This window comes from Microcoleus sp. B7-D4 (assembly GCF_036705125.1).
GTDB lineage: Bacteria > Cyanobacteriota > Cyanobacteriia > Cyanobacteriales > Microcoleaceae > Microcoleus.
In genome coordinates this window covers 77509-99653 of sequence record NZ_JAUBTT010000015.1, presented here as the reverse complement: position 1 = coordinate 99653, position 22145 = coordinate 77509, and the positions used below count along the sequence as shown (strand labels likewise).

The 22145-nt window shown below is 46.4% G+C and carries 20 protein-coding genes; 13 read left to right on the top strand and 7 right to left on the bottom strand.

What is annotated here, in order from left to right:
• Positions 1-19 precede the first annotated feature (19 nt).
• Positions 20-874, bottom strand: coding sequence for a UDP-3-O-acyl-N-acetylglucosamine deacetylase (lpxC, locus tag QUB12_RS08600; RefSeq protein ID WP_333142056.1), 855 nt, complete (start codon positions 872-874; stop codon positions 20-22).
• A 71-nt stretch (positions 875-945) separates the two neighbouring features.
• Here lpxC and QUB12_RS08595 point away from each other — a divergent pair, with 71 nt between their 5' ends.
• Positions 946-1122 (top strand): hypothetical protein, encoded by a 177-nt coding sequence (locus tag QUB12_RS08595; RefSeq protein WP_333142055.1) that lies wholly within the window; start codon positions 946-948, stop codon positions 1120-1122.
• Between the two features lie 322 nt (positions 1123-1444).
• Here QUB12_RS08595 and QUB12_RS08590 read toward each other — a convergent pair whose 3' ends face one another.
• Entirely contained in the window at positions 1445-3838 is a 2394-nt protein-coding gene (locus QUB12_RS08590) for a BamA/TamA family outer membrane protein (RefSeq protein ID WP_333142054.1), read from the bottom strand.
• 183 nt (positions 3839-4021) lie between these two features.
• Entirely contained in the window at positions 4022-4750 is a 729-nt protein-coding gene (purC, locus tag QUB12_RS08585) for a phosphoribosylaminoimidazolesuccinocarboxamide synthase (protein WP_333142053.1), read from the bottom strand.
• 276 nt (positions 4751-5026) lie between these two features.
• On the opposite strand from purC, the gene QUB12_RS08580 reads away from it, so the two are divergent.
• The 11 genes from QUB12_RS08580 to QUB12_RS08530 all read left to right on the top strand — a co-directional run bounded on the left by QUB12_RS08580 (position 5027) and on the right by QUB12_RS08530 (position 16102).
• Positions 5027-6214 carry a transposase gene (locus tag QUB12_RS08580; protein ID WP_333142052.1) on the top strand — a complete coding sequence of 396 codons (1188 nt, stop codon included), beginning with the start codon at positions 5027-5029 and terminating at the stop codon, positions 6212-6214.
• 153 nt (positions 6215-6367) lie between these two features.
• The gene (locus QUB12_RS08575) at positions 6368-6799 is read left to right on the top strand and encodes a response regulator (RefSeq protein ID WP_333076249.1); all 432 of its coding nucleotides are present in this window, start codon (positions 6368-6370) and stop codon (positions 6797-6799) included.
• Between the two features lie 121 nt (positions 6800-6920).
• Entirely contained in the window at positions 6921-10337 is a 3417-nt protein-coding gene (locus tag QUB12_RS08570; protein WP_333306378.1) for a response regulator, read from the top strand.
• A gap of 213 nt (positions 10338-10550) precedes the next feature.
• Positions 10551-12854 carry a DNA phosphorothioation-associated putative methyltransferase gene (locus QUB12_RS08565; protein WP_333306376.1) on the top strand — a complete coding sequence of 768 codons (2304 nt, stop codon included), beginning with the start codon at positions 10551-10553 and terminating at the stop codon, positions 12852-12854.
• Between the two features lie 161 nt (positions 12855-13015).
• Complete coding sequence (locus QUB12_RS08560; RefSeq protein ID WP_333142049.1) at positions 13016-13243, top strand: hypothetical protein; 228 nt, start codon at positions 13016-13018, stop codon at positions 13241-13243.
• Between the two features lie 115 nt (positions 13244-13358).
• A complete protein-coding gene (locus QUB12_RS08555; protein ID WP_333142095.1) occupies positions 13359-13640 on the top strand; it encodes a type II toxin-antitoxin system VapC family toxin in 282 nt (93 codons plus the stop codon).
• Positions 13641-13776: 136 nt separating this feature from the next.
• Positions 13777-14004, top strand: coding sequence for a hypothetical protein (locus QUB12_RS08550; protein WP_333053175.1), 228 nt, complete (start codon positions 13777-13779; stop codon positions 14002-14004).
• A gap of 170 nt (positions 14005-14174) precedes the next feature.
• Positions 14175-14540, top strand: a complete 366-nt coding sequence (locus tag QUB12_RS08545; protein ID WP_333053176.1) for a DUF433 domain-containing protein — start codon at positions 14175-14177, stop codon at positions 14538-14540.
• 34 nt (positions 14541-14574) lie between these two features.
• Complete coding sequence (locus QUB12_RS08540) at positions 14575-14805, top strand: DUF5615 family PIN-like protein (RefSeq protein WP_333300413.1); 231 nt, start codon at positions 14575-14577, stop codon at positions 14803-14805.
• A gap of 137 nt (positions 14806-14942) precedes the next feature.
• On the top strand, positions 14943-15716 hold the full coding sequence (locus QUB12_RS08535) for a DUF2314 domain-containing protein (RefSeq protein WP_190741039.1): 774 nt from the start codon (positions 14943-14945) through the stop codon (positions 15714-15716).
• Between the two features lie 92 nt (positions 15717-15808).
• Entirely contained in the window at positions 15809-16102 is a 294-nt protein-coding gene (locus QUB12_RS08530; protein WP_333142046.1) for a hypothetical protein, read from the top strand.
• Positions 16103-16441: 339 nt separating this feature from the next.
• Here the strand turns inward: QUB12_RS08530 and QUB12_RS08525 are convergent, their stop codons facing one another.
• Together QUB12_RS08525 and QUB12_RS08520 are read right to left on the bottom strand one after the other, a co-directional pair.
• A complete protein-coding gene (locus QUB12_RS08525) occupies positions 16442-17614 on the bottom strand; it encodes a TRC40/GET3/ArsA family transport-energizing ATPase (RefSeq protein ID WP_333053180.1) in 1173 nt (390 codons plus the stop codon).
• 300 nt (positions 17615-17914) lie between these two features.
• Positions 17915-18307: a DUF2358 domain-containing protein gene (locus QUB12_RS08520; RefSeq protein ID WP_333306373.1), complete on the bottom strand. Its 393-nt coding sequence runs from the start codon at positions 18305-18307 to the stop codon at positions 17915-17917.
• A gap of 137 nt (positions 18308-18444) precedes the next feature.
• On the opposite strand from QUB12_RS08520, the gene QUB12_RS08515 reads away from it, so the two are divergent.
• A complete protein-coding gene (locus QUB12_RS08515; RefSeq protein WP_333142036.1) occupies positions 18445-19059 on the top strand; it encodes a glutathione S-transferase N-terminal domain-containing protein in 615 nt (204 codons plus the stop codon).
• A gap of 20 nt (positions 19060-19079) precedes the next feature.
• On the opposite strand, the gene QUB12_RS08510 is transcribed toward QUB12_RS08515, so the two are convergent.
• Positions 19080-20417: a glycosyltransferase family 4 protein gene (locus QUB12_RS08510; protein WP_333142035.1), complete on the bottom strand. Its 1338-nt coding sequence runs from the start codon at positions 20415-20417 to the stop codon at positions 19080-19082.
• Between the two features lie 253 nt (positions 20418-20670).
• The gene (locus tag QUB12_RS08505) at positions 20671-22095 is read right to left on the bottom strand and encodes an NADP-dependent isocitrate dehydrogenase (RefSeq protein WP_333142034.1); all 1425 of its coding nucleotides are present in this window, start codon (positions 22093-22095) and stop codon (positions 20671-20673) included.
• Between the last annotated feature and the right edge of the window lie 50 nt (positions 22096-22145).

Genomic DNA, 22145 nt, shown 5'->3' with positions numbered 1-22145 from the left:
ACAGATCACCTGTTTTTTCCTAACTTTTATCTAGGGTAGCTAGAGCTTCCGATTTCAGGGCTTGGGCGAGTTGGACGTGCAGGTTGTGACTGGCTTTGTAAGCCAAGTAGTGAGCTTTTGGCCAAGTTCCTAGCAGACTGAGGTCGCCTACTAAGTCTAAGATTTTATGGCGCACCGGTTCGTTGACAAATCTCAAGGGCGGGTTGAGCCAGCCGGATCGATCGCAAACTAGGGCGTTCTCTAGGGTACCACCTTTGATCAAACCTGCTTGTCGCAATTGGTCAACTTGGCGAGCAAGTCCAAAAGTGCGGGCTGGGGCGATCGCCGTCGCAAAACTTTCTGCCTCTGGCGACCAACTGTACCATTGATTGCCGATCGCCTGTTCCTCAAAATCAATTCCGTAACTAAATCGAGTTTCGGCTGAGGGTAAAGCCGCTGCAAAAGCATCCCCGTGGCGCACCCAAATTGGCTGTTCTAGGACGAAGGAGGAAGTGGGGGCTTGCTTCGATTCTTGAGGAACTAAGCCGGTATGGGCGATCGCCTCTACCCAAACCAGAGCCGAACCGTCCAGCAGCGGCACTTCCGGCCCCTCAACCTCTATTCGAGCATTATCCGCTCCCATCCCCGCCAAAGCCGCTAATAGATGCTCTACAGTGCGAATTTGAGCATCGATACCTGCCAGTTCCGTTGAAAGTGCAGTCTGACAAACCGCCTCAATTTTTGCAGGAATTATCGGAGTACCAGGCAAGTCAACTCTGACAAAATAGCGGCCTTTCCCAACCTCCGCAGGCAAAACTCGGACGCGAGTTTGTTCGCCGCTGTGCAAACCGATTCCCGACAGTTCAAATTCAGATTTTAGGGTGTGAATAGTCATTTGGAATAAGGAAAAAGGAAGAAGGAAGTTAACCGTAGTTAACTCCTTAACCACATCCTAAGATGTGCTTAATGCCCTCGACTACAGCCACCACCGCTGCGATATCTAAAATTGCCTGGAAGGGCAATATTATCGACTCGAAGCTAGCTCCAATTGCAAGACCTGCTAGAACCTTTGCTGCTACGATTGAAATAGCTGGCAAGTTAGCTGTAGCAGCAAAGGCTAAAAGTCCCCCATTAGAGCAATAATTGCGATTAACTCCGGCTGTCCGACAGTACGACAAGAGCTAGTTTCTGCTATTTGAGTAAATTGCAATAACAGCATCGGAAAAAATGGAGTCATATTGGGCTGGTGGTAAGGTTCTCTACGATTGTAACAGCCGCAACAGCGTCACAGTAGTTAACCCGTAGGGTGCGCCGGGCCGCGCACCTTAGATATGATTCGTAGGGTGGACCCAGACGCAGCTTAGCAATTACCAATTAGCAATTACCAATTAGCAATTACCCATTAGTAATTACCTCTTACTCCTAACTAATGACTAATGACTGCTGACTAATGACTCTTCGTTAATTAGAATCGCTCACCAATCCCAAAGTGAATTTGATTGTCGCCAGTGTCGTTGATACCGTAATCGATCCGGATCGGCCCTAAAGGAGATTGAACCCGCACGCCGAACCCGTAACCGTAACCGCTACCGGGCTTTTCGCGGATACCGGCCGGGTCCCCCGGGACATCTTTGCCCGTGCCCAAGTCAGTGCCAGCATCCAAGAATAGTGCTCCGCCGATAAACGAAATAATCGGGAAACGGTACTCAACGCTGGCTTCTAGGAAGCTGCGCCCGGCTCCCATGTCGCCTTCGTCGTATCCGCGCACCGAGTTGGCGCCGCCCAAGGCAAAGGCTTCGTATGGAGGCAAATCTCCGAATACGGTGCCGCCCCTAAAACTGAATGCCAGGGTTTGAGGGCCGGCGGTAAAGTTAGTGTACTTGACTGGTAGGTACAAGCTGTAGCTGGCCCGCAGGCGGTTTAAGAGGATGCTGCCGGAACCTACAGGAATCGATTGTTCCATCCCAAATCTGAGCAGGGAACCGCTAGTGGGGCGGAGGGGGTCGTTGCGCCGATCGCGCACTGCACCTGCTTGGAATGTTGTCAAGTCGTCTGAGCCAGAATTGCTAAAACTCAACTGGTTGCCGAGTTCGTCCTCGGATTCGCGCCTGCCTTTGCGATCGGTAATTGAGACTCGCTGGTACTGCAAGCCGACTGAAGCAGTCCACTCCGAATCGGCAAAAGGATTGGCCGACAGGGGACGGGTGAAATTGATGCCGGCCCCGGTGCGATTGATGCGGGGTCGATCCTCGTTGGGCAATCTGACTTCCCGTTCGCCGCCGTCAAAAATCACGCTGATCGATCGTCTTCTAAACGCATTAATCGTATAAGAAGTCCGGTAAGGATCGCCCGCAATCCAGGGATCTGTAAAACTCAGGTCAAACAGATTTTGGCGTTCCCCGATTTGCACCTCAGCGCCCAACTTTTGGTTCCTACCTCTGAAGTTTTGCTGCTGGTAACTCACCGTACCGAACAAACCCGTCGCGGAACTCAAACCCGCACCCGCGGCTAGAGAACCGGTATTTTTCTCAATGACGTTGACAATTACCCTTGCCTTGCGGGGGTCAGTCGTTCCCGGTTCCAAGGCAAGTCGCACGTCTTCAAAAATTCCCAAACCAAACACCCGTCTCAAATCCCTTTCCGCCTTGGTGCGGTTAAAGATGTCTCCGGGCTTGAGTTCTACTTCGCGGGTGATGACAAACTGACGGGTGTTGCCTCCGATCGGCTGACCCGTGGCATCTGTTGCCTCTCCCTCCTTGTTCAGGAAGCGGACATCAACGGATTCGATCTGGCCTTCTGCCACTACCAGGGTGACAGTGCCGTCGTCTGCTACTTGCGGGGCATCAGTGATTTGCCCCAAAACATAGCCGTTCTCTTGATACCACGCATTAATTTTTTTCACTCCCTCTTCAAAGCGGCGGAGGTTGAGAATTTTGCCGTATTGATCGCGGAAGCTTTCGTCAATTACGCTTTGGGGCAGCACTTGCTGACCGGTGATTGTCACTCCCCGCAATACCGGATTTGGCTGCACAATAAAAGTCACCCGGACGCCCAACGGGGTGTCTTCCGGTACTGCCCGCACGTTTCTAAAAAAGCCCGTGGCAAAAATGGCGTTGATGTCTTGTTGCAGTTGGCTGCGGTTGGTCGTGCGTCCCGGTTGGGTGCTGATGACTCGGTAAATTTCGCTTTCCAGGTCTTCCGTCGCCCCGGTGACTGTAACTTCTGCAACTAGCACTTGCGGTTCTGCCGCCCCAGCGGGTGCGGGCGTTTGTCTGGGCTGCGGTGCTGGGCCAGGGGGCAATGGGGGAACGGTGTCGGTGGGCGGTCTGGTCGGGGCCGGTCTGGTCGGGGCCGGTCTGGGGGTAACTTGGGCGTTTTGAGCGATCGCCCCTGATTCCTCTGGTTTCCCTAGCTCTGCTGCGATCCAGGCGGGCGTTACAGCCGCTTCCTTGGGGGGGAGCGGGGTGCCGAGTTGCGCGTCTGGCAGGGCGTTTTGGCTGCTAGAGGCGGGGGAGGGGTTGGATGCTAGCTGGGGTTGGAGTTGAAGGAGCGGAGGTGAAACCGGGGAGGGCGGGTCTGTGACTAGGTTTGGGGGCTCCTCGCCTTGTCCTCTGTCAGGGGCCGTAGCTATTGTTAGGGCTTCCCCTTTGCCGGTTTTAGCGGCTTTGCGGTTTTGAGGAGGGTTTTGGGTTAATTCTGGAATGGGGCGATCGGGTAATTCGATCGACGGGGCGGGCCGGGCGGCAGCCAAAGCTTCCTCTGCAGATTCAGAGTAGGATGTTTGGCCGTTTGCAGAATTTGATAACCCGAATGTTGCTGAGGCAGTAAAAACTGCCACCAATACAGCAGATAAACGCATTTTTGTTCACTTTTTTGGGCAATTCACACACCACATTAGTCATTATTCATTAGTCATTAGTCATTAGTTATATAAGTCGGTGGAATTTCGCGCTGACCGCTAATTGATGACTGTTGACCGCTGAGCTGACATCAAAGGCACAAGGGTGACAAACTGTGCAATTGTAGCGCATTGTTAAAGCCTCTAGACTTTCTGAGCTAGAACCCGTTGGAGAACTTGCTGGTAAGCGGTTTCCACCGATCCCAAGTCCCGGCGGAATCGGTCTTTGTCCATAACACGGGCGTCGGGGTCGGTTTCTGCGTTGTCCCAGAGGCGGCAGGTGTCGGGACTGATTTCGTCGGCGAGGAGCAGATTTTGATGTTGGTCGATACCGAATTCTAGTTTGAAGTCTACTAGGGTGATGCCGCACTCGGTGAAAAATTCTTTGAGTATTTCGTTAATTTCGCGGGCGGCTATTTCTAGTTGGTCTACTTGTTCGGGGGTGGCTAGCTGCATTAACTGGAGCCGGTCGCGGGTCAGCAGCGGGTCTCCCAAATCGTCGTTTTTGTAATAAAACTCCACCAGCGGGGGATTGACTATTGTGCCGAGGGCGAGCCCGGTCTGCTTGCAAAGACTGCCGGCGGCAATGTTTCTGACTACGACTTCCAATGGCAAGATTTGGACGCGACAGACTCGCATTTGGTTGGGGGCCGGCGTGTCGATGAAGTGGGTGGGAATGCCTTTGGCTTCTAGCATCCGAAACAGGTGGGCGGATACGGCGCAGTTGATTTCGCCTTTGCCGACGATGCTGCCCCGTTTCTGGGCGTTAAAGGCTGTGGCGTCGTCTTTGAAGTGGGTCAGCAAAATTTCGCTGTCTTCGGTGGAGTAGAGGATTTTGGCTTTGCCTTCGTAGAGTTTGCGATCGGCTGACATGGCGATTAATAATAAGGTAGATGAGTTTTAGATTTTACCGTAGCTCGATCGGGCGTTATTGGCGAGTTTTTGGATCTCGGCTGCGCCCCTGAGAGCATGAGGGGCGAGTACACCTGCCGGTAGATACCGTCATCGGCCCCGGAATAAATGATTCTTGACCAAAAAAATGGGATACAAGCCTCCCCCTTCTAGGGGGACTTTCGGCTCGGAATCTCTCAGCGAGGTTTTTGCATTAAACAGCACTGCATTTATTCAGGTCGGCTCTACAATGGCTGTATGTTAAATCTAACCTACGAGTACAAGCTCATTCCTACCGATACGCAACGCCAGACTTTCGACCAGTGGCTCAATATTTGCCGCAAGGTCTACAACTTTGCATTGCGAGAACGAAAAGATTGGGTTAATTCTCGTAAGTGTGATATCAACTCGTGCAGCATGAAGCAGGAATACATGATCCCTGCTGATGCACCGCGTCCAACCTTTGCGGGCCAATGCAAATCATTAGCCCAAGCAAAGAAGTTAATTCCTGAGTTGAAATTGCCTCACACCCATGTCTTGCAGCAGGCGTTGCGCCAACTAGAAGCAGCGTTTGTGGCAATGTGGGAACGAGGACACGGTTTTCCTAGATTCAAAAAGCGGATGCGCTCCGTAGTGTTCCCTCAATTGAATCTAGAATCCGTTAAACAGTTTGATGGTGCCGATTGGGTCAACCTACCCAAGATTGGGTTAGTTAAAATGCACCTGGATCGTCCAATCCCTCAAGGGTTTGAGGTTAAGCAAATTCGCGTTGTTAAGAGGGCTTCTGGCTCCTCGGCCATGCTCAGTTTGCAATGTGATATCAAAGTACCTCAAGCCTCACCTTCAGGACATGGATTAGGGATTGATTTAGGGTTAAAACATTTTTTGGCAACTTCTGATGGTGAATTGATTGATAGACCTAGATTCTTTGTGGATGGACAACGCAAGCTGAAATTGCTGCAACGTCAACAATCGCGCAAGAAAAAAGGCTCTAGAAAGTTTCGTCAAATTCATCACCAAATAGCGAAGCACCACGAATACATCTCGAACAGTCGCTCATACTTTCATTTCAAGACTGCACATCATTTATGCAACGCAGCCCAAACAGTATTTGCTGAGGATTTGAACCTCAAAGCAATGTCAGCCGGAATGTGTGCCAAGCACACGCTTGATGCAGGGTTTGGTCAGTTCTTGAATATCTTGAGCCATGTTTGCTTTAAGCGAGGTGCGTACTTCGCGTCTGTAAACCCGAACGGAACAAGTCAAACTTGTCCAAGATGTCAAACCCATACAGGCAAAAAAGAACTATCCGAACGGGTACATAAATGTCAAACCTGTGGCTATGAAACGAATCGAGATGTTGCAGCCGCGCAAGTGGTGTTGCAGCGTGGATATACAGCGGTTGGGCAAAACGAGCGTGAATTTTGGGGAGGGGAAGCTACATGAGTAGTCCCAATGAACCAAGAATCCTCGTGCCTTCAGGCCGAGGAGTTGTCAAAAAGGACAATAGAGATTAAACCTGCTGGGTTCGCGATCCGTGCTGGCTAAACCTCCCCAAGGAGACTGGCGCTTAAAAAACATCTATAAAATGGCTGATTTATGCAAGACAAAAAAATTCATATTCTCTTGGTAGAAGATGATGAGGTTGATGTGATGAACGTCCGGCGAGCTTTCAAAAAAAATAACATCGTCAACCCCCTCTACATTGCTGCCAATGGATTAGAAGCTCTAGCTATATTACGTGGAGAAGGAAAAATAGACCCTCCAATGCCTCAAGCGCGCCGATTGATTTTGCTGGACTTGAATATGCCCAGAATGAGCGGGATCGAGTTTTTGCAAGAATTGCGACTGGATGAATGTTTGAGGTCGATTCCGGTAATCGTCCTCACAACTTCTAATGAAGATAGAGATAAAGTAAAAGCTTATAATTTGAATGTAGCGGGCTATATTCTTAAACCTGTCACTTTTTCTAACTTCGTGGAAGTTATGGCTACCCTCAACAGATACTGGATGCTGAGCGAAATTCCCTAAATAAGAGAAAATTTAACAGGAAAAGTTTCAAGGTGGCTTTGGTGATTTTTCAGTGGTGCATTTATTTTAATTACTTTTTGTAGGCTGCAGCTTTTTCGGAGTAATCCACAATTCGGTTGTTATGGACAAAATTCTCACAATTCTGATAGTTGATGACGATGCAGTCGATCGAATGGCGATCAAACGATCGCTCAAGTCCGCTGGTGTTTCGGCAGAAGTTACTGAAGCAGAAGACTGCGCGGATGCCCTGGCCCAACTCTCGGTCAGCAAAAATTCTACTCAGGCTACCGCCAAACTCTCCAAACCAAATAAATCTCAACCTTTAAGCGAGGTTGAGGAGACAGAAAAGGGGGTGCTATTAAATCAAATATTTGAGTGCAAATTTGACTGCGTATTGCTGGACTACGGATTGCCCGACGGAGACGGGCTGAGTTTGGTAAAAAATCTACGAGAAGCGGGGCTGAAAGTTCCCTTAATTGTGCTCACAGGTCAAGGCGACGAACAAATTGCTGTGGAATTGATGAAGGCTGGAGCTTCTGATTATATTGCTAAAAATAAGCTTTCTCCCGATAGTTTGTCTCGCAGTTTGTACAATGCCATTCGCGTTTACCGCGCCGAATCAAAGGCGTTTGATGCCAGTCAAAAACTTAAGGAAAGTGAGGAACGGTACAGGTTAGTTTTAGAGGGAGTGAACGACGGAATTTGGGATTGGGATTTAAGTAAAAATGAGGTTTATTGGAACGATCGCCTTTTGGAAATTATCGGTTTGTCGCGAAAGCAATTTGGCAGGACTATGGAAGCTCTATACAACCGCCTGCACCCCGATGACAAGGAGGGAATCGTCGCCGCGATCGCCGCTCACTTGGAACAAGAAATAGACTATAATGTAGAATTCCGGCTGCTACACTCGAACGGTGTTTACCGCTACTGCACTTCTCAGGGAAAAGCTCAGCGGAATTCCCAAGGAAAACCGCTGCGGATGGCCGGCATGATTAGCGACATTACCCAGCGCAAACAGGCGGAAGATGCTCTGGAAAGGGAACGGCTGCAACTGAGACAAATTATTAATTGCGTGCCTGTAGCAATGGCGATGTTCGATACACAAATGCGCTATATGGCTAATTCTAAAAAATGGATTAGTCAATTTGATTTGGAGTTGCCGTCCCTGAATAATCTCAGCCATTACGAATTGTTTCCAGATACCCCCAATCGCTGGAAAGTAATGTATCAAGAAGTGCTCAAAGGCAAGGTAGTTTCTGTGAGCGAAGATGCCTGGGAACGAGCCGACGGATCTGTTCTGTACCTGCGGTGGGCTGCTCACCCTTGGTACGATCCAGACGAGAAAGTCGGGGGAATTGTGATGGTTGCCGACAAGATTAATGAGTTGGTGGAAGCGCGGGAAACTGCCTTAGAAGCGAGCCGGGTGAAGTCGCAATTCTTGGCGAACATGAGTCACGAAATTCGCACTCCGATGAATGGGGTTTTGGCAATGGCTCAATTGCTGCTGCGCGCTCCTCTGGAACAGAAACAGCGAGACTGTGCTCACACGATTTACCGCAGTGCTGAACATTTGCTGACTGTTATTAATGATATCCTCGATTTCTCTAAGATTGAAGCTGGAGAAATGCGGCTGGAAAAGTCTAATTTTGATTTGGATAGTTGCGTTGAGTCGGTGATAGAAATTATAGCGCATTTGGCAGAAGAAAAAGGTATTGAATTGAATATTTTAGTAGACAGCTCAGTGCCGAGAAAGTTGGTGGGCGACTCGGGCAGATTGAAGCAAGTTTTGCTGAATTTGACGGGTAATGCCATAAAATTTACCGATCGCGGTCAAGTTCTAGTTCACGTAACTGTGAAACAGGGCAACCGACAGGCAGACGGTAGACAAGAAGCAAGATTGCTATTTTCCGTGCGGGATACTGGCATTGGAATTTCGGCAGAAGGGCAAACAAAACTGTTCCAATCTTTTTCTCAGGTAGACGATTCTCCTACTAGGCCTTACGGCGGAACGGGTTTGGGTTTGGCGATTTGTAAGCAGTTAGTGGAGATGATGGGAGGCGATATTGGAGTTCGCAGTTTGCTAGGCAGCGGTGCTACTTTTTGGTTTACTGTACCTTTGGAAAAACAGTTGCCAGTTGAGCCTCATGATCCCGAACTTGCGGGCAAGAAGCTGTTAGTAGTATCGGAAAGCGCTTTGAGGAGGGCAGCGGTGCGATCGCTCGCTCAAAGTTGGGGTGCCCGCTGCGATGAGGCAGAAACTGCTACTGAGGCTTTGACTTGGTTGAACAAGGCCCAGGGCGCGATTTCTCAGAATTCGGGGGAGAGGGAAAAAAGCTGGGATTTGGTGCTTGTGGACTTGCAAATGCCTGAGTTGGATGCGGAGGAATTTGCTAGGAAAGTGCGATCGACCTCGACAGTTGGCTCGTTAATCGCCATGACTGCTTTGCGAGAACAGCCGAAGGCTGAATCGCTTTGCAGTCATGGTTTTAACGGATATTTGATCGAGCCGGTGCGGCCAAGCCGCCTGCTTGAGGCAATGCTTGCGTCGGTGAAGGGAACGGGAGAGTTTGGGAGGCTGGAGGCTGCTAATACTTGCAAATTGCCAGCAGTTAATTCTCAATATGTTACTCCCAATTCGCTGTCATCGCTGAGAATTTTGGTGGCGGAAGACCACCCGATCAATCAACAAGTTCTTGTCGAACAGTTGGCCGTTTTAGGCTATCAGGCTGACTGCGTGGTCAACGGTCAAGAAGCGCTGGATTTACTGGCTAAAAAAAGCTATGATTTAGTGCTGATGGACTGTCAAATGCCGGTACTTGACGGTTACAAAGCGACGCAAAAGTTGAGGGAAATCGAAGGAAGCGATCGGCATACTTTTGTGATGGCTTTAACTGCTCATGCTATGCCGGGGGAACGAGAAAAGTGTCTGGCGGCGGGGATGGACGATTATCTCAGCAAACCTGTAGATTTAGATGCTTTGGCGGCGGCTCTGAAAAAGTATGAAGCCCTAAATGTTCAGGGTGAAAATAAGTATGGAGTTAAAAGTATTAATTCGGAAAATAAATCTCAATTAGCAACAAATTATACAGAAGTTGTGGAAAAAGCGCAGGTTGTGGCTCTGCCGACACCAAGGGCGATCGCACTTCAAACTTGGGAACATAGAGACTACGACGGACTGTTCGACAAGAGCAGATTGGAGCAACTCGGACGAGTTAATATTAAATTACCAGAGCGACTTTTGCAAGCTTTTGTGGCAGACGCCCAAGCTGATATGGCTGCGGCCAAACTAGCTCTAGAAGCTAAAGATTGGCAAGCTGTGGAATATCAAGCCCACCGTCTCAAAGGAACTTCTGCTAATGTGGGAGTTGCCCTGATGTCGGATTTGGCCGCACAATTGGAGCATCAAGCGCGAGGCTTTCAATCTGAACCACCAGAGAGGGAATTGTTAAATATTGAGAGGGTTGAGAACATATTAGTGAGTTTGTCCAGTCATTTAGCCCGGGTTCAAGAATTTGTGGAAACTCGAATGTTCGGTTAATATCTTACTCGCTCAGAGTCGATATTAGTCGGCGATTAAAATCGCCATTACCAAAACGAAGTCCCTCTCTAAGAGACTAAGAAATAAAGCGATACGGTACGGAGGGTGCATCCTACATATAAAAATTATAATAGGGAAATTTAGTTGGTTTCTTTCTTCACTCCGTGTCCTCTGCGTTCTCTGCGGTTAATTTAAAAAATAATTAAGTTAGCTATGAATTACGATCCCAGTACAAACACTATTTTAGATAGCGATTCATTAGAAAATGATGAAAAACTGCTAACGCCTTTGATGACATTTGCTAGAGAAATTTTATTGTATGAAAACGAGGCTATTGCTGAGCAAAATTCTGTAAATGCTGTGCCGTACCTACCCGACGAAAGCAATAATTTTTGTGTTGAGAATTTGGTGGCAAAAGTCGCTCGGTGCTGTCGGGAAAGCAAGGTGGGGAAAAAATTACCTACGGCTTTTTACGTCCACGTTTCGGCTTTGCAAGCACTCAACCCAGTCATCGGAATCTACGAAAATTGTGCCAGACGCACTCTCGAAAATATTGATGAAGCAAATTTAGTTAAATTTTCACTCCATCAACCTAAAATATCTTATCTTTTTTACCCTGATTTCGATACAGATGCTCATCCTGCTTTGCAAACCAGCATCCAAATTAATCTAGCAACAGGGGAAGTTAAATATTTCGATTACAGCAACAGCGAAAATCCTCCAGTTTTGCACCGTAAGGAAACTTTTGTAGCTGCGGATTATCCCAATTACGAAAAGTTTGCTCGACTCACTCGCTGCGAGGAAAAGTGGGGGCTGCTTGACAATACTAGCGTTATCGGCACTCGCGAGGGTTGGCTCAAATATTTGGGATATTGCGGTGTAGAAATCCAAGATCATACTGTTGTCGAGCGTTTGAAACAGGAGAATAGTGAGCTATCAATTCCTAAGATCGAGCGACACAAAGCTGCAATGGTACGCAATTCGCTTTCTAAACCTCTGCGTCTGGTTTTAGAAGCTGATTTAGCGAGGGACGGGGCGACTTTTTTTGATTACGGTTGCGGTTTCGGCGGGGATGTTAAATATATTGCACAAGAGGGTTATGCTATTTCTGGTTGGGACCCATACTATCAGCCGGATACTCCGCGAATTTGTGCTGATATTGTGAATATTGGTTATGTGATTAATGTGATTGAATCTTTGGCGGAACGGCGAGAAGCTTTGCTGAATGCTTGGGAATTAACTAAGAATTTATTAGTTGTAGCGGCTCAAGTTTTGATTGACGATCGCCAACAAGGTCAAATTGCTTACGGGGATGGGGTGATTACTTCTCGGAATACTTTTCAGAAGTATTACGAACAAGAAGAGTTGAAGGTTTATATTGATCAAGTTTTGAGTGTTGATGCGATTCCTGTGGCTTTGGGGATTTATTTTGTGTTTCGGGATGCGGCGGAGGGTGAAAGTTTTCGTGCTTCTCGGTTTCGATCGCACTTATCGACTCCCAGAGTGCGATCGAAAGTTAAGCGGTTTGAGGATTATGCGGAAATGTTGGCTCCTTTGATGGCTTTTGTGAGCGATCGGGGCCGCCTTCCTGTTAAAGGCGAACTAGCGGAAGAATCGGCGATTAAGGAGGAATTTCACAGTTTTAATCGCGCTTGGAGGGTGATTTTGCAAGCAACGGATGCGGATGATTGGGAGAAAATCGCCGACAAGCGCCGCCAAGATTTGCTGGTGTATCTGGCTCTGAACGGTTTGGGCGATAGACCTTCAATGCGCCGACTCCCGGCTCAAATCCGCAACGACATCAAAGGTTTGTTTGACAATTATCAAAAAGCTTGCACTTTGGCAGATTTAATGCTATATAGTCTGAGCAAACCTGATATTGTTGCGGATTGCTGCGAAGATAGTGCGATCGGCTACAAACAGCATGGTTCCCTTTCTGTTCACGTCTCTGCATTAGAAGAACTAGATCCTTTGCTCAGGCTCTACGAAGGCTGCGCCAACCGCACAATTGGCAGACTTGACGGCGCGACAATTATCAAATTTTACGCTCGCAGACCTCAGATTTCCTATCTATTTTATCCCGATTTTGACACTAACCCGCATCCAGCCCTTCACACTTCTATGCACATAGATTTGCGCGACCTTTCTGTGAGCTATCAAGACTATTCTGATGTGTACAATCCGCCAATTTTAGTGAGAAAAGAAGCTTTTGTTACTGAGAGTTATCCCCATTATGACAAGTTTGCGAAACTCACCCGCCAAGAAGAAAAGTTAGGTATTCTCGATCGTGGCGTAGTTAAGAAACATCGGGAATGGATGAAGTGTTTGGAGGAAAATTGCGTTAAAATTAAGGATCATAAGTTGTTTTGGCGATCGAATGCTGACCCAGAAAAATTGAAAATGCTGCAAAAAGCTGCCTCGGAACGTCAGGCGCGAAAGATTGAGGTTAATGCAGGAAAGAGTGAAGGAACCACAGAGGGCACAGAGAGCACAGAGGAAGGGAAAGAAGAGGAATAGTCATGGAAACAGAGAAAGTTTCTGCCTAACTACCCAAAGTTGGGATTTTAGACATAAAATTTCTGCTTTTGACCCCATGACGGGAAGGGAGTAGTTCCCAAAATCTCAAAATATTGATAGACTTAATCAAAGATATCTTGTTCTGTTTAAAAGGTAGAGCCATGACAAATCAAGAGTTTTTAGGTGAATTTTTATCTCTGCCGGCTGAAGCACAGAGTCAAGTGGTAAGTTTGATCGCCTTTTTAAAACAAAAGTACATATATGATGAACCTGTCTCTTCGTCAGTAAATGTTGATTTAATGAACGATCCATTTATTGGAATGTGGCGAGATCGTCAAGACTTAGGTAGCACTACCTGGGTACGTAATCTCCGAGAAAACGAGTGGTAAAAAGCACATGGCTAGTTCAACTATCATAGATACCGACATAATCATCGATGTTGGTCGTGGTATTCCTGATGCAGTTAATTGTTTGCAAGGACTAAAATAAAGTTCTCGATTACCAATTAGCATAATCACACAAATGGAGCTAATTGTTGGTTGCGCTAACAAGGTAGAGTTACAGACTCTAGAAAAATTTATCCAGCAGTTTGACGTGATTAGAATTGACCAGTCTATCTCAGATAAGGCGGTTGACTTGTTACGGTTGTATCGGCTAAGTCACGGCTTACTAATTGCCGATGGCTTGATCGCAGCTACAGCAATAGTATGGGAGTACCCTTTCATCACTAAGAACCAACGAGATTATCGATTCATTCAAAACTTAAATTTATTGCCATATCCGTAGCAATCAGAAAGCCTAACAATGCGTTGGAGTCGAGTATCGGTATTGGTTTACTTGATGGACGAATTGTAGTTGTTGTCTACACGGAGCTTGATGAGGAAACAGTTCGTATTATCTCCAGGGCGAAAGTCACTGTCTTATGAACGCAGACGCTATGAACAATACCTCACAAACCGACTGGGCGAGAATCGACGCAATGAGCAATGAAGATATCGATACTTCCGATAGTCCACCACTATCGGAGGAGTTCTTTACTAGAGCGCAATTACGAATGCCTCAGTCGGCTATTACTATGCAAGTTCAAGTCGATCCTGAAACATTTGCTTGGTTTCAGGCACAAGGAGAAACTGCCAGCAAATGTCTGTAGCACTTAGGATTTATGCAGATGCACACAAAACCTATCCTGCATTCGTAGCAAAGCCAGCATAGCGACAGCTATAATTATGGTTGGGTTTCATTACCTTCCGACAAAGAATTAGGCTTCTTGCTACAATGTTTTGATACAGTTCAAGTCAGGTAGAATATGTCCCTAATGTAATGAGCGCCCCAGCAAAATTCCAAGCAACCTCTCCTCCTTTCCGTTGGGATGAAGCGGGAGGTATCCGTATAGGTTCGAGTCGAGTCACCCTAGATAGCATACTTGCTTCATACCACAATGGCTCCACTCCCGAAGAAATCGCTATTCAGTATTCAGTTGTTCGCTTAGAAGACATATACAGTACCATTGCTTACTATCTAAACCATCGTCAGGAAATTGACAGTTATTTGGAACAGCGCAGCCAACAATCTCAGCAACTGAGACAAGAACTTTCTCGACAACACAACTTAGTTGATCTGAGACAACGTTTGCTTACTCGTTATCAGTCAAAAGGGGAGTCGATACCAAGTGCGCCTTCTAACTGATGAAAATTTTAATGGAGCCATATTGCGTGGGCTGGTGAGACGTTTGCCTGAATTAGATATTGTTCGTGTCCAAGATGTAGGGCTGATTCACACTGACGATCCAGATATTTTAGAATGGGCGGCTAATGAAGGACGCATCTTACTTACCCCTGATGTGGCCACTATTACGATGTATGCCTACGAGCAGTCAATCAAGGACTACCTATGCTGGGAGTTATTGAGGTTATTGCAACAGCACCCATTGGTAAGATCATTGATGATTTAGAACTATTTATTTGTTGGAGTCAGCCTGATGAATATGAAGGTCGAATTCTTTTCATCCCTTTCCCTTGATATACTTAACCTGCTTATGATGTATATTAATATTAGAAGTACCTCTAACAATCAACTGCGGAGTGGTAAATGAGTCAAAATATTTATCGATTTCAGGGTGATGACCCGGATATAAATCTTGCTAGCAAGAAGGCACGCGAATCATTTAAATATTTTTGGCGTGAGTTGTCATGGGAAAGGCGGCGGATAATTCCTGGGCTGGATATAAGTGCAGTAAAACTTGGATTTCCGACGGGAAAGGTGACGGATTCTGCACCATCAGTTGAACATATGTGGGTGGAGAATGTTAATTTTGATGGTCTGAAAGTTAGTGGAGATTTATTAAACGATCCGAGATGGATAGATGGAATTGGATCGGGCGACCAGATTGTGATGGGCTTCAACGATATCAATGATTGGATATATTCTATTGATGGGATGGTTTATGGTGCATATACTGTTAATGCAATACGGCTTACAATGAATAGCGATCGAAGGCGTGTGCATGATGATGCTTGGGGTTTGGAATTCGGCGATCCGAGAGAAATCCGAATTGTTCCCGATAGCTATTTAAATCAAGAATCAAGAAATAAGGATGAATATGAAATCGGCGAGCATCCAATGAGTGAGAATATGGCTGCAAAAATTGATTCTGCATTAAGTGAAAATCCTACCATTGTAAATCAAATTGATGAAAATGGCTGGACTATGCTGCAATGTGAGGCATTGGCTGGCAACTTAACTCCTGTTAAATTATTATTAAAGTATGGCGCTGATAAAATGATTAAGAATCCTGATGGGTTGACGGCGATTGACTTGGCGGAAGTGATGAAATGGAATAAAATTACTGATTTTCTAAGATAATCGGTGGGGCTTATAATAGGGAATTGTTTACCGGGTACAAGAGCCGCAACTTATTTCAGCACGTAAAGCAACTCGTCAGGAGAGGGCAGAGTATGAAGGTTGAAGCATTAAAGCAGCGATTAAACCGCAACCGTCCAATGACTAGCGTGACGATTCGTATGCCCGAAGATGTTGTGGAAGATTTAAAAAAAGTTGCACCATTGTTGGGTTTTTCGGGTTATCAGCCATTAATTCGTGCTTATATCGGTCAAGGTTTGCGCGTTGATTTAGAACGATTTGAGAGCGAGACAGTAACAGCCTTAGTAGCAAGTTTGAAGCGTCGAGGTGTCAGCGATGCAGTGATTGATGAGGCATTAAAGGAAGTCGTTCGTGCTGAGTCCTGTTAATTGTGTCTAGCCAGCAGCATCTCATATCCAACCCGTTGACATCGGAATTATTCATCTCTCTCTTCTGCAGACTCTGCGCCCTCTGCGCCCTCTGCGGTTAAATCATTCCCATACAATCGGAATTGATACCATTACAAAAGTCACTGTCTCATAAACGCAGACGCAACCATCCTACTTTTGACAAAGCAGTTCGCCTCGGACAAGAATGGCGTAAGTCTGCTGAATAGCTCAATACCTGCACGCGAGCCAAAAACCCGGTTTCTGCGTGAATATCTCAAGGGATTATCCACGATTTTTCCTAGAAACCGGGTTTTTTAGGTTGATAGTGCGTAAGTCCTGTTAAGCAAACTTAATCTTCAAATAATCATCCTCCATCTTCGCCCCCGAAGGTTGCAGTGCCGCTAAAGCTTGCGGCAACACCAAATTACGGCGGTGATTCCCAATCCGAACATTCAACTCATCTCCCGTTTTGGTCAACTGGATCTGATCCTTAGCAATTCCGGGCAAATACAGTTCAAGACTATATTGATTGTTTTCCTGCACGATCTTAATCGTATTTTCTTTGTAATAAACTTGACTTGGATCTTCGTCTTTGTAAAGCGTTTCTTTCAACCGTTCCAAAGCTGGCAAACCGCACATTTCTTCGGAATAAAGTGGCACCTCCTTAACTGGCAGCGGCATGAAATCTGAGTGAATTTCCTGACGGTACTGTTCCTGGCTTTCTTTCCACCGTTTAAAAAATGGGTCAGTTACTTCTGCGGGAATAATCCGGTTAGCTACTACTAAATCTGTGGCTACATTGTACAAACTCAAATAGGCATGAGCCCGCAGAGACTCTTTAATTACCATTTTTTCTGGATTGGTAACTAACCTTACCGAAGTCACAGTATTGTCAGTTAAAACCTTTTCCAAAGCTTCGATTTGCTCGTAAAATTCGTAAGGTGCATCCATCACCTCTTTGTCTGGTAAAGAAAAACCCGCAATTGGTCTAAAAATAGGTTCAACTAAAGGTCTAAGGGCAGCAGATATACCTTGCAGCGGCTTGTAAAATTTTCTCATGTACCAGCCACCAACTTCCGGCAAACTTAGCAGTCTTAATGCTGTGCCAGTCGGAGCAGAATCGATAATTAAAACATCAAATTCGCCTTCGTCGTAATGCCGCTTCATTCGCACTAAACCGAAGATTTCATCCATTCCTGGCAAGATGGCTAATTCTTCAGCTTGCACCCCTTCGAGCCCCTGCGCTCGCAACACTTGAGTAATGTAGCGCTTAACTGCTCCCCAATTGCCTTCTAATTCCCTGAGAGCGTCTAATTCTGCTCCCCACAAATTCGGTTTCACCAGCCGTGAATCGTGTCCGAGTTCCATGTCAAAGCTGTCGGCTAAGGAGTGAGCGGGATCTGTACTCAGCACTAGGGTTTTGTATCCCAATTCGGCACAGCGCAGCCCTGTCGCAGCGGCTACGGAGGTTTTGCCGACGCCGCCTTTTCCAGTCATTAATATTAAGCGCATTGATTGTTTAGCTCGCCTGAAAGTAGTTTACTCCTATATTGTAACGTTATGTAAAGAAAATTAATTTTGTGGGGAAATTAATTTGGGCGACAAGCAGCCGCCGGACACAGCACATTTTCGCTAACTCACGAAATTGCTGCCATGTCAAGATAAGTTAAAATTACTTATCTCAGCTATCAATTGCAACAAATAAAAATCCATCAGCGTTCATCTGCGTTTATCTGCTAACATCTGCAGTTAAAAAGGGCATCTCGCTCTGGAAACACTATTTTTTATTGCTAAAAAACCTAATAAAAATTCTCAAACATTAGTTTTCACAGGAAATACAAGCTGTTTGAGCACATCCAACCGCGAACAGTCCCAATAATCGATGTGAGAAACAATTAAACCGTCGCTGTTGACTTTCAGTTCGCTCCTACCGGCGATCGCCATTTTCGGTTTCCAAGGTAGCGGTGCGATCCAGCTCAGAGTCCAGCGAGTGTCTATAGTATCTCCCGACTGCGAAATCTCGTGCAAATCGAGATTTATATCCTGAAAAAAAGTCCCCATAAACCCGATCATTTTGCGGTAGCGATCGACTCCTGTAAATCGATTCACCGGATCTTCAAAATAAACATCTTTTGCATAGATGCTGTAAGTCTGATTATCGGGAAATCTTTGATAATCGTCTTTGAGAATTTCAAGAATGTCCATTTCGAGCGATCGTTATTCTTCTATTATTAGAATATAATTTTAACACAATAGATCAAAAATCCGCAATTCACGTCCAAATTGTGATAGTATATTAGGTTATTTCCTGCCTTGCCAACTTTCAACTTAACATCACAACTATGATTGACCTCTACACTTTTACTACCCCCAACGGTCGCAAAGTCTCGATCATGCTCGAAGAAATAGGTTTACCCTACAACGTGCACGTCATCGACATCACAAAAAACGACCAATTTAGCCCAGAATTCATCGCCATCAACCCCAACAGCAAAATTCCGGCGATAGTCGATCGAGATAACGCCATCACCGTCTTCGAGTCCGGCGCTATTCTGATCTATCTTGCCGAAAAAAGCGGCAGATTTCTGCCCACAGACAAACAAAAATACTTTCAAGTTATGGAATGGCTGATGTTTCAAATGGCCAGCGTCGGCCCGATGTTTGGTCAGCTAAACCACTTCAAACGCTTTGCACCCGAACAAATTCCCTATGCGATTGGGCGCTACGAAAAAGAAACCTTGCGCCTCTACGGAGTATTAGACACTCAACTAGCAAAATATGAATACATTTGCGGCGACTATTCTATTGCCGACATTGCTACCTATCCCTGGGTTGCTATTTACGAATTTCAAGGATTAACCCTCGACAACCACCCGCACCTCAAACGTTGGGTAGAAACCTTGCAGAAGCGTCCCGCCGTTGAGCGCGGAATGGCAGTTGGCGTAAGTCCTAACTGAGAATTAAACTTGATGAGCGGTCACAAGCTATTTGACTGTAGCTCAAAATCCGGTTTGACACTGCCATGACTTGCTAACCATTGATAAACTTGCAGCATCTGCTGAGCTTTAACATCCCAGGAATAGTGATTCATGGCGTAATTGTGGGCTGCAATGCCCATGCGTGCAACACGAGGGCGATCGGCGACAAGCTGTTCGAGTTCTGCGGTAAAATTTTTTACCAGTGTGTCAAAATTACTTATAGGAACTTTAATCCCCCGATCGGGCTCTACCAGCGCACCGGGTCCGCCGTAGTCAACTACAACACAAGCCATACCGCAGGCCATTGCCTCAACCACAACGCCAGCCCCCAGTTCGCGAATCGAGGGAAAAGCAAAAATCTCAGCTTGGCGCATCAATTCTCCCACTTCAGGTTGGGTTTTTTGACCTAAAAGTTTAACGCAGTTGCCTAAATTGTGTTCTGCGATTAATTGTTCTAGTCTAGGACGTTCGGGTCCGTCGCCAACAATCGCTAATTTATGCTGCTGCAAAATCGAACTGTTAGCGAAAGCGCGAATGACAACTTCTGGCAATTTATAGGGAACTAGCCTGCCGGCAAACAGTACCGTCACTTGTTCGCTGCTAGAGCGTTGGGGCAGCTTAAACAATTCGGGATCGATGCCAACTTCGGCATAATTAATTGTCTTCGCTCTCGCTGAGGCTGGCAAATCTACGATCGTGTGATCGAATGCCGCCAGAATTCCTGCTGAACGTTCATAAGTAGAGCGGTAAAAAGGCATTAACCTGTAAGCATTTCGCACATAGCTCAACCACTCACGTTCCCGCTTCAACTCTGTTGTGAAAGCTTTCGGCCAAGGCAGCCCGCCGTTGAGAGGCCCAAGCAAAAAAGGAATAGGACTCCAAGCTGCCATAGGACTTGGCTGCGTGGGCGACATCGGGGTAATCCGGTGAACGACATCGAAATGCCCGCTTTGCAACTCTTGCTTGTAGCGCTGCCATACTTCCCACTCAAAGGCGAGATAGCTGAAATAACCTAGCGCTGTCCTAATAGTCCAGGATTTTTCTGAGCCACCGGTTAGTAAATTAGCTAGATTTTGAATGGGAACCGCAACATTTTCTGTATCTAGATAAACGACTTTAGCCTTACCCATCCCGACTTTATCGATATTGGGTTTATTCCGAATTTGAGTAACAACCGTAGCCTCAACATAATGGCTTATTGCACGCGCAAATTTATATCCAACCACCGGTAAAGAAGGCCACTCAGGATTGCAAACATCCGCCAGAATCAAAACCCGCATCGTATCAGTTTGCTCTTTGTTTTTCATAAAAACTCCAGTATCTGTACAATTTGTCATAATAATTATTCGCGAGATTGGTTTAGGAGAACTTCCCTGCGCTTGCCCCCTTGCTTGCCTACCCTAACTAATTATTCGCTCATGAGTGAGAATTGCTCTGGGACTCAAGAACTTTATAACACCGCTATCCCTATCTTGGCAAGTGTACCAATACATAGAAGATCGCGGTGTTGTTTTAAAGATACTGGTGATTCAGGATTGGAATGATTCTCTGACCTGCTTCCAGCACTCAATTGTTGGCGCACCGAGGAACTCAATCGGCGAAATGCTTAATAATCGCCTCAGCAAACTCCGAACACTTCAACTCAGGCACCGGCGGCTCCATCAACCTCGCCAAATCATAAGTAACTTCACCGTTAGAAATTGCCGCTCCCAAACCCTTCTTAATCAAGTCTGCTGCTTCCTGCCATCCCATGTATTCTAACATCATCACCCCGGACAAAATCAGGGAACCGGGATTGACTTTATCCAAACCAGCGTGTTTCGGTGCAGTGCCGTGAGTCGCCTCAAAAACTGCACATTCATCACCAATATTCGCACCGGGGCCCATGCCCAATCCACCGACAATAGCGGCGGCCGCATCGGACAAATAATCCCCATTCAGATTCATGGTAGCCAAAATCGAATACTCGGCCGGTCGGGTTTGAATTTGTTGGAAAATACTGTCAGCAATTCGGTCGTTGACCATGATTTTTTCTTTCCACTGGCCGCTGCCGTGACTGTCCCAAATTGCAAACAGAACGTCGGCTACTTCTTGACGAATTTTGGCTTGTTTTTCTGGGGTCAAAGCATCGTATCCTGGGTCTATTTGGCGAGCATTATCTTCTAAGCTAATGTCGGGATTTTTTTCTTTGTTGCCCAGAATCCAAGACTCTCTTTCCGTTACGCACTGTTCGCGAAATTCGGTGGTTGCTAATTCATAACCCCAATCTCGGAAAGCTCCTTCGGTATATTTCATGATGTTGCCTTTGTGCACCAAAGTCACTTGCTGCTTATCTTTCGGCAACCGTAAAGCGTGGGTAATGGCCCGCCGTACTAAACGCTGAGAACCTGTTTTGCTAATGGGTTTAATTCCGATGCCAGAATCGAGGCGAATTTGTTTTTTGCCATGTTCGGGTGTTGCGGGAATTAACTCATTATTGAGATATTCAATCAATTTCTTGCCGATTTCGCTGCCTTTGGCCCATTCAATTCCGAGGTAAATATCTTCTGTATTTTCCCGGTAAATAATTACATCTAGGAGTTCAGGGGTTTTGTGTAGCGATGGTGTTCCAGCATAATATTTGCAGGGCCGCACGCAGGCGTAAAGGTCAAAGATTTGCCGCAAAGCTACGTTTAGCGATCGAATGCCGCCCCCGATTGGGGTTGTCAGTGGCCCTTTGATGGCGACTCCGTATTCTTTGATGGCGTCTAAGGAATCCTGGGGCAGATATTGGTAAGTACCGTAGACATCGCAGGCTTCGTCGCCTACATAGATTTTAAACCAGTTGATTTTTCGATCGCCACCGTAAGCCTTTTCTACCGCAGCATCCATGACTTTCTGGGATGCAGGCCACAAGTCAACGCCCGTACCGTCGCCGCGAATGAAGGGAATAATTGGGTCATGGGGGACGATCGGCGAACCATCTTTGAAAGTAATTTTAGAACCAGTTGTCGGGGCTACAATCTTTTCGTACATATCTTAACAGCGCGGATAGGAATGTTCCCTATTTTGCCACGATTATCTGC

Excerpts from the sequence above, each read along its gene's own strand:
- QUB12_RS08520 (WP_333306373.1), bottom strand. The coding sequence starts at position 18,307 with ATGGACATTCTTGAAATTCTCAAAGACGATTATCAAAGATTTCCCGAT.
- QUB12_RS08530 (WP_333142046.1), top strand. The coding sequence starts at position 15,809 with ATGAAGGTTGAAGCATTAAAGCAGCGATTAAACCGCAACCGTCCAATG.
- lpxC (WP_333142056.1), bottom strand. The coding sequence starts at position 874 with ATGACTATTCACACCCTAAAATCTGAATTTGAACTGTCGGGAATCGGT.
- purC (WP_333142053.1), bottom strand. The coding sequence starts at position 4,750 with ATGTCAGCCGATCGCAAACTCTACGAAGGCAAAGCCAAAATCCTCTAC.
- QUB12_RS08595 (WP_333142055.1), top strand. The coding sequence starts at position 946 with ATGCCCTCGACTACAGCCACCACCGCTGCGATATCTAAAATTGCCTGG.
- QUB12_RS08565 (WP_333306376.1), top strand. The coding sequence starts at position 10,551 with ATGAATTACGATCCCAGTACAAACACTATTTTAGATAGCGATTCATTA.
- QUB12_RS08550 (WP_333053175.1), top strand. The coding sequence starts at position 13,777 with ATGAACGCAGACGCTATGAACAATACCTCACAAACCGACTGGGCGAGA.
- QUB12_RS08505 (WP_333142034.1), bottom strand. The coding sequence starts at position 22,095 with ATGTACGAAAAGATTGTAGCCCCGACAACTGGTTCTAAAATTACTTTC.
- QUB12_RS08590 (WP_333142054.1), bottom strand. The coding sequence starts at position 3,838 with ATGCGTTTATCTGCTGTATTGGTGGCAGTTTTTACTGCCTCAGCAACA.
- QUB12_RS08535 (WP_190741039.1), top strand. The coding sequence starts at position 14,943 with ATGAGTCAAAATATTTATCGATTTCAGGGTGATGACCCGGATATAAAT.
- QUB12_RS08525 (WP_333053180.1), bottom strand. The coding sequence starts at position 17,614 with ATGCGCTTAATATTAATGACTGGAAAAGGCGGCGTCGGCAAAACCTCC.
- QUB12_RS08580 (WP_333142052.1), top strand. The coding sequence starts at position 5,027 with ATGTTAAATCTAACCTACGAGTACAAGCTCATTCCTACCGATACGCAA.
- QUB12_RS08570 (WP_333306378.1), top strand. The coding sequence starts at position 6,921 with ATGGACAAAATTCTCACAATTCTGATAGTTGATGACGATGCAGTCGAT.
- QUB12_RS08515 (WP_333142036.1), top strand. The coding sequence starts at position 18,445 with ATGATTGACCTCTACACTTTTACTACCCCCAACGGTCGCAAAGTCTCG.
- QUB12_RS08575 (WP_333076249.1), top strand. The coding sequence starts at position 6,368 with ATGCAAGACAAAAAAATTCATATTCTCTTGGTAGAAGATGATGAGGTT.
- QUB12_RS08545 (WP_333053176.1), top strand. The coding sequence starts at position 14,175 with ATGAGCGCCCCAGCAAAATTCCAAGCAACCTCTCCTCCTTTCCGTTGG.
- QUB12_RS08510 (WP_333142035.1), bottom strand. The coding sequence starts at position 20,417 with ATGACAAATTGTACAGATACTGGAGTTTTTATGAAAAACAAAGAGCAA.
- QUB12_RS08560 (WP_333142049.1), top strand. The coding sequence starts at position 13,016 with ATGACAAATCAAGAGTTTTTAGGTGAATTTTTATCTCTGCCGGCTGAA.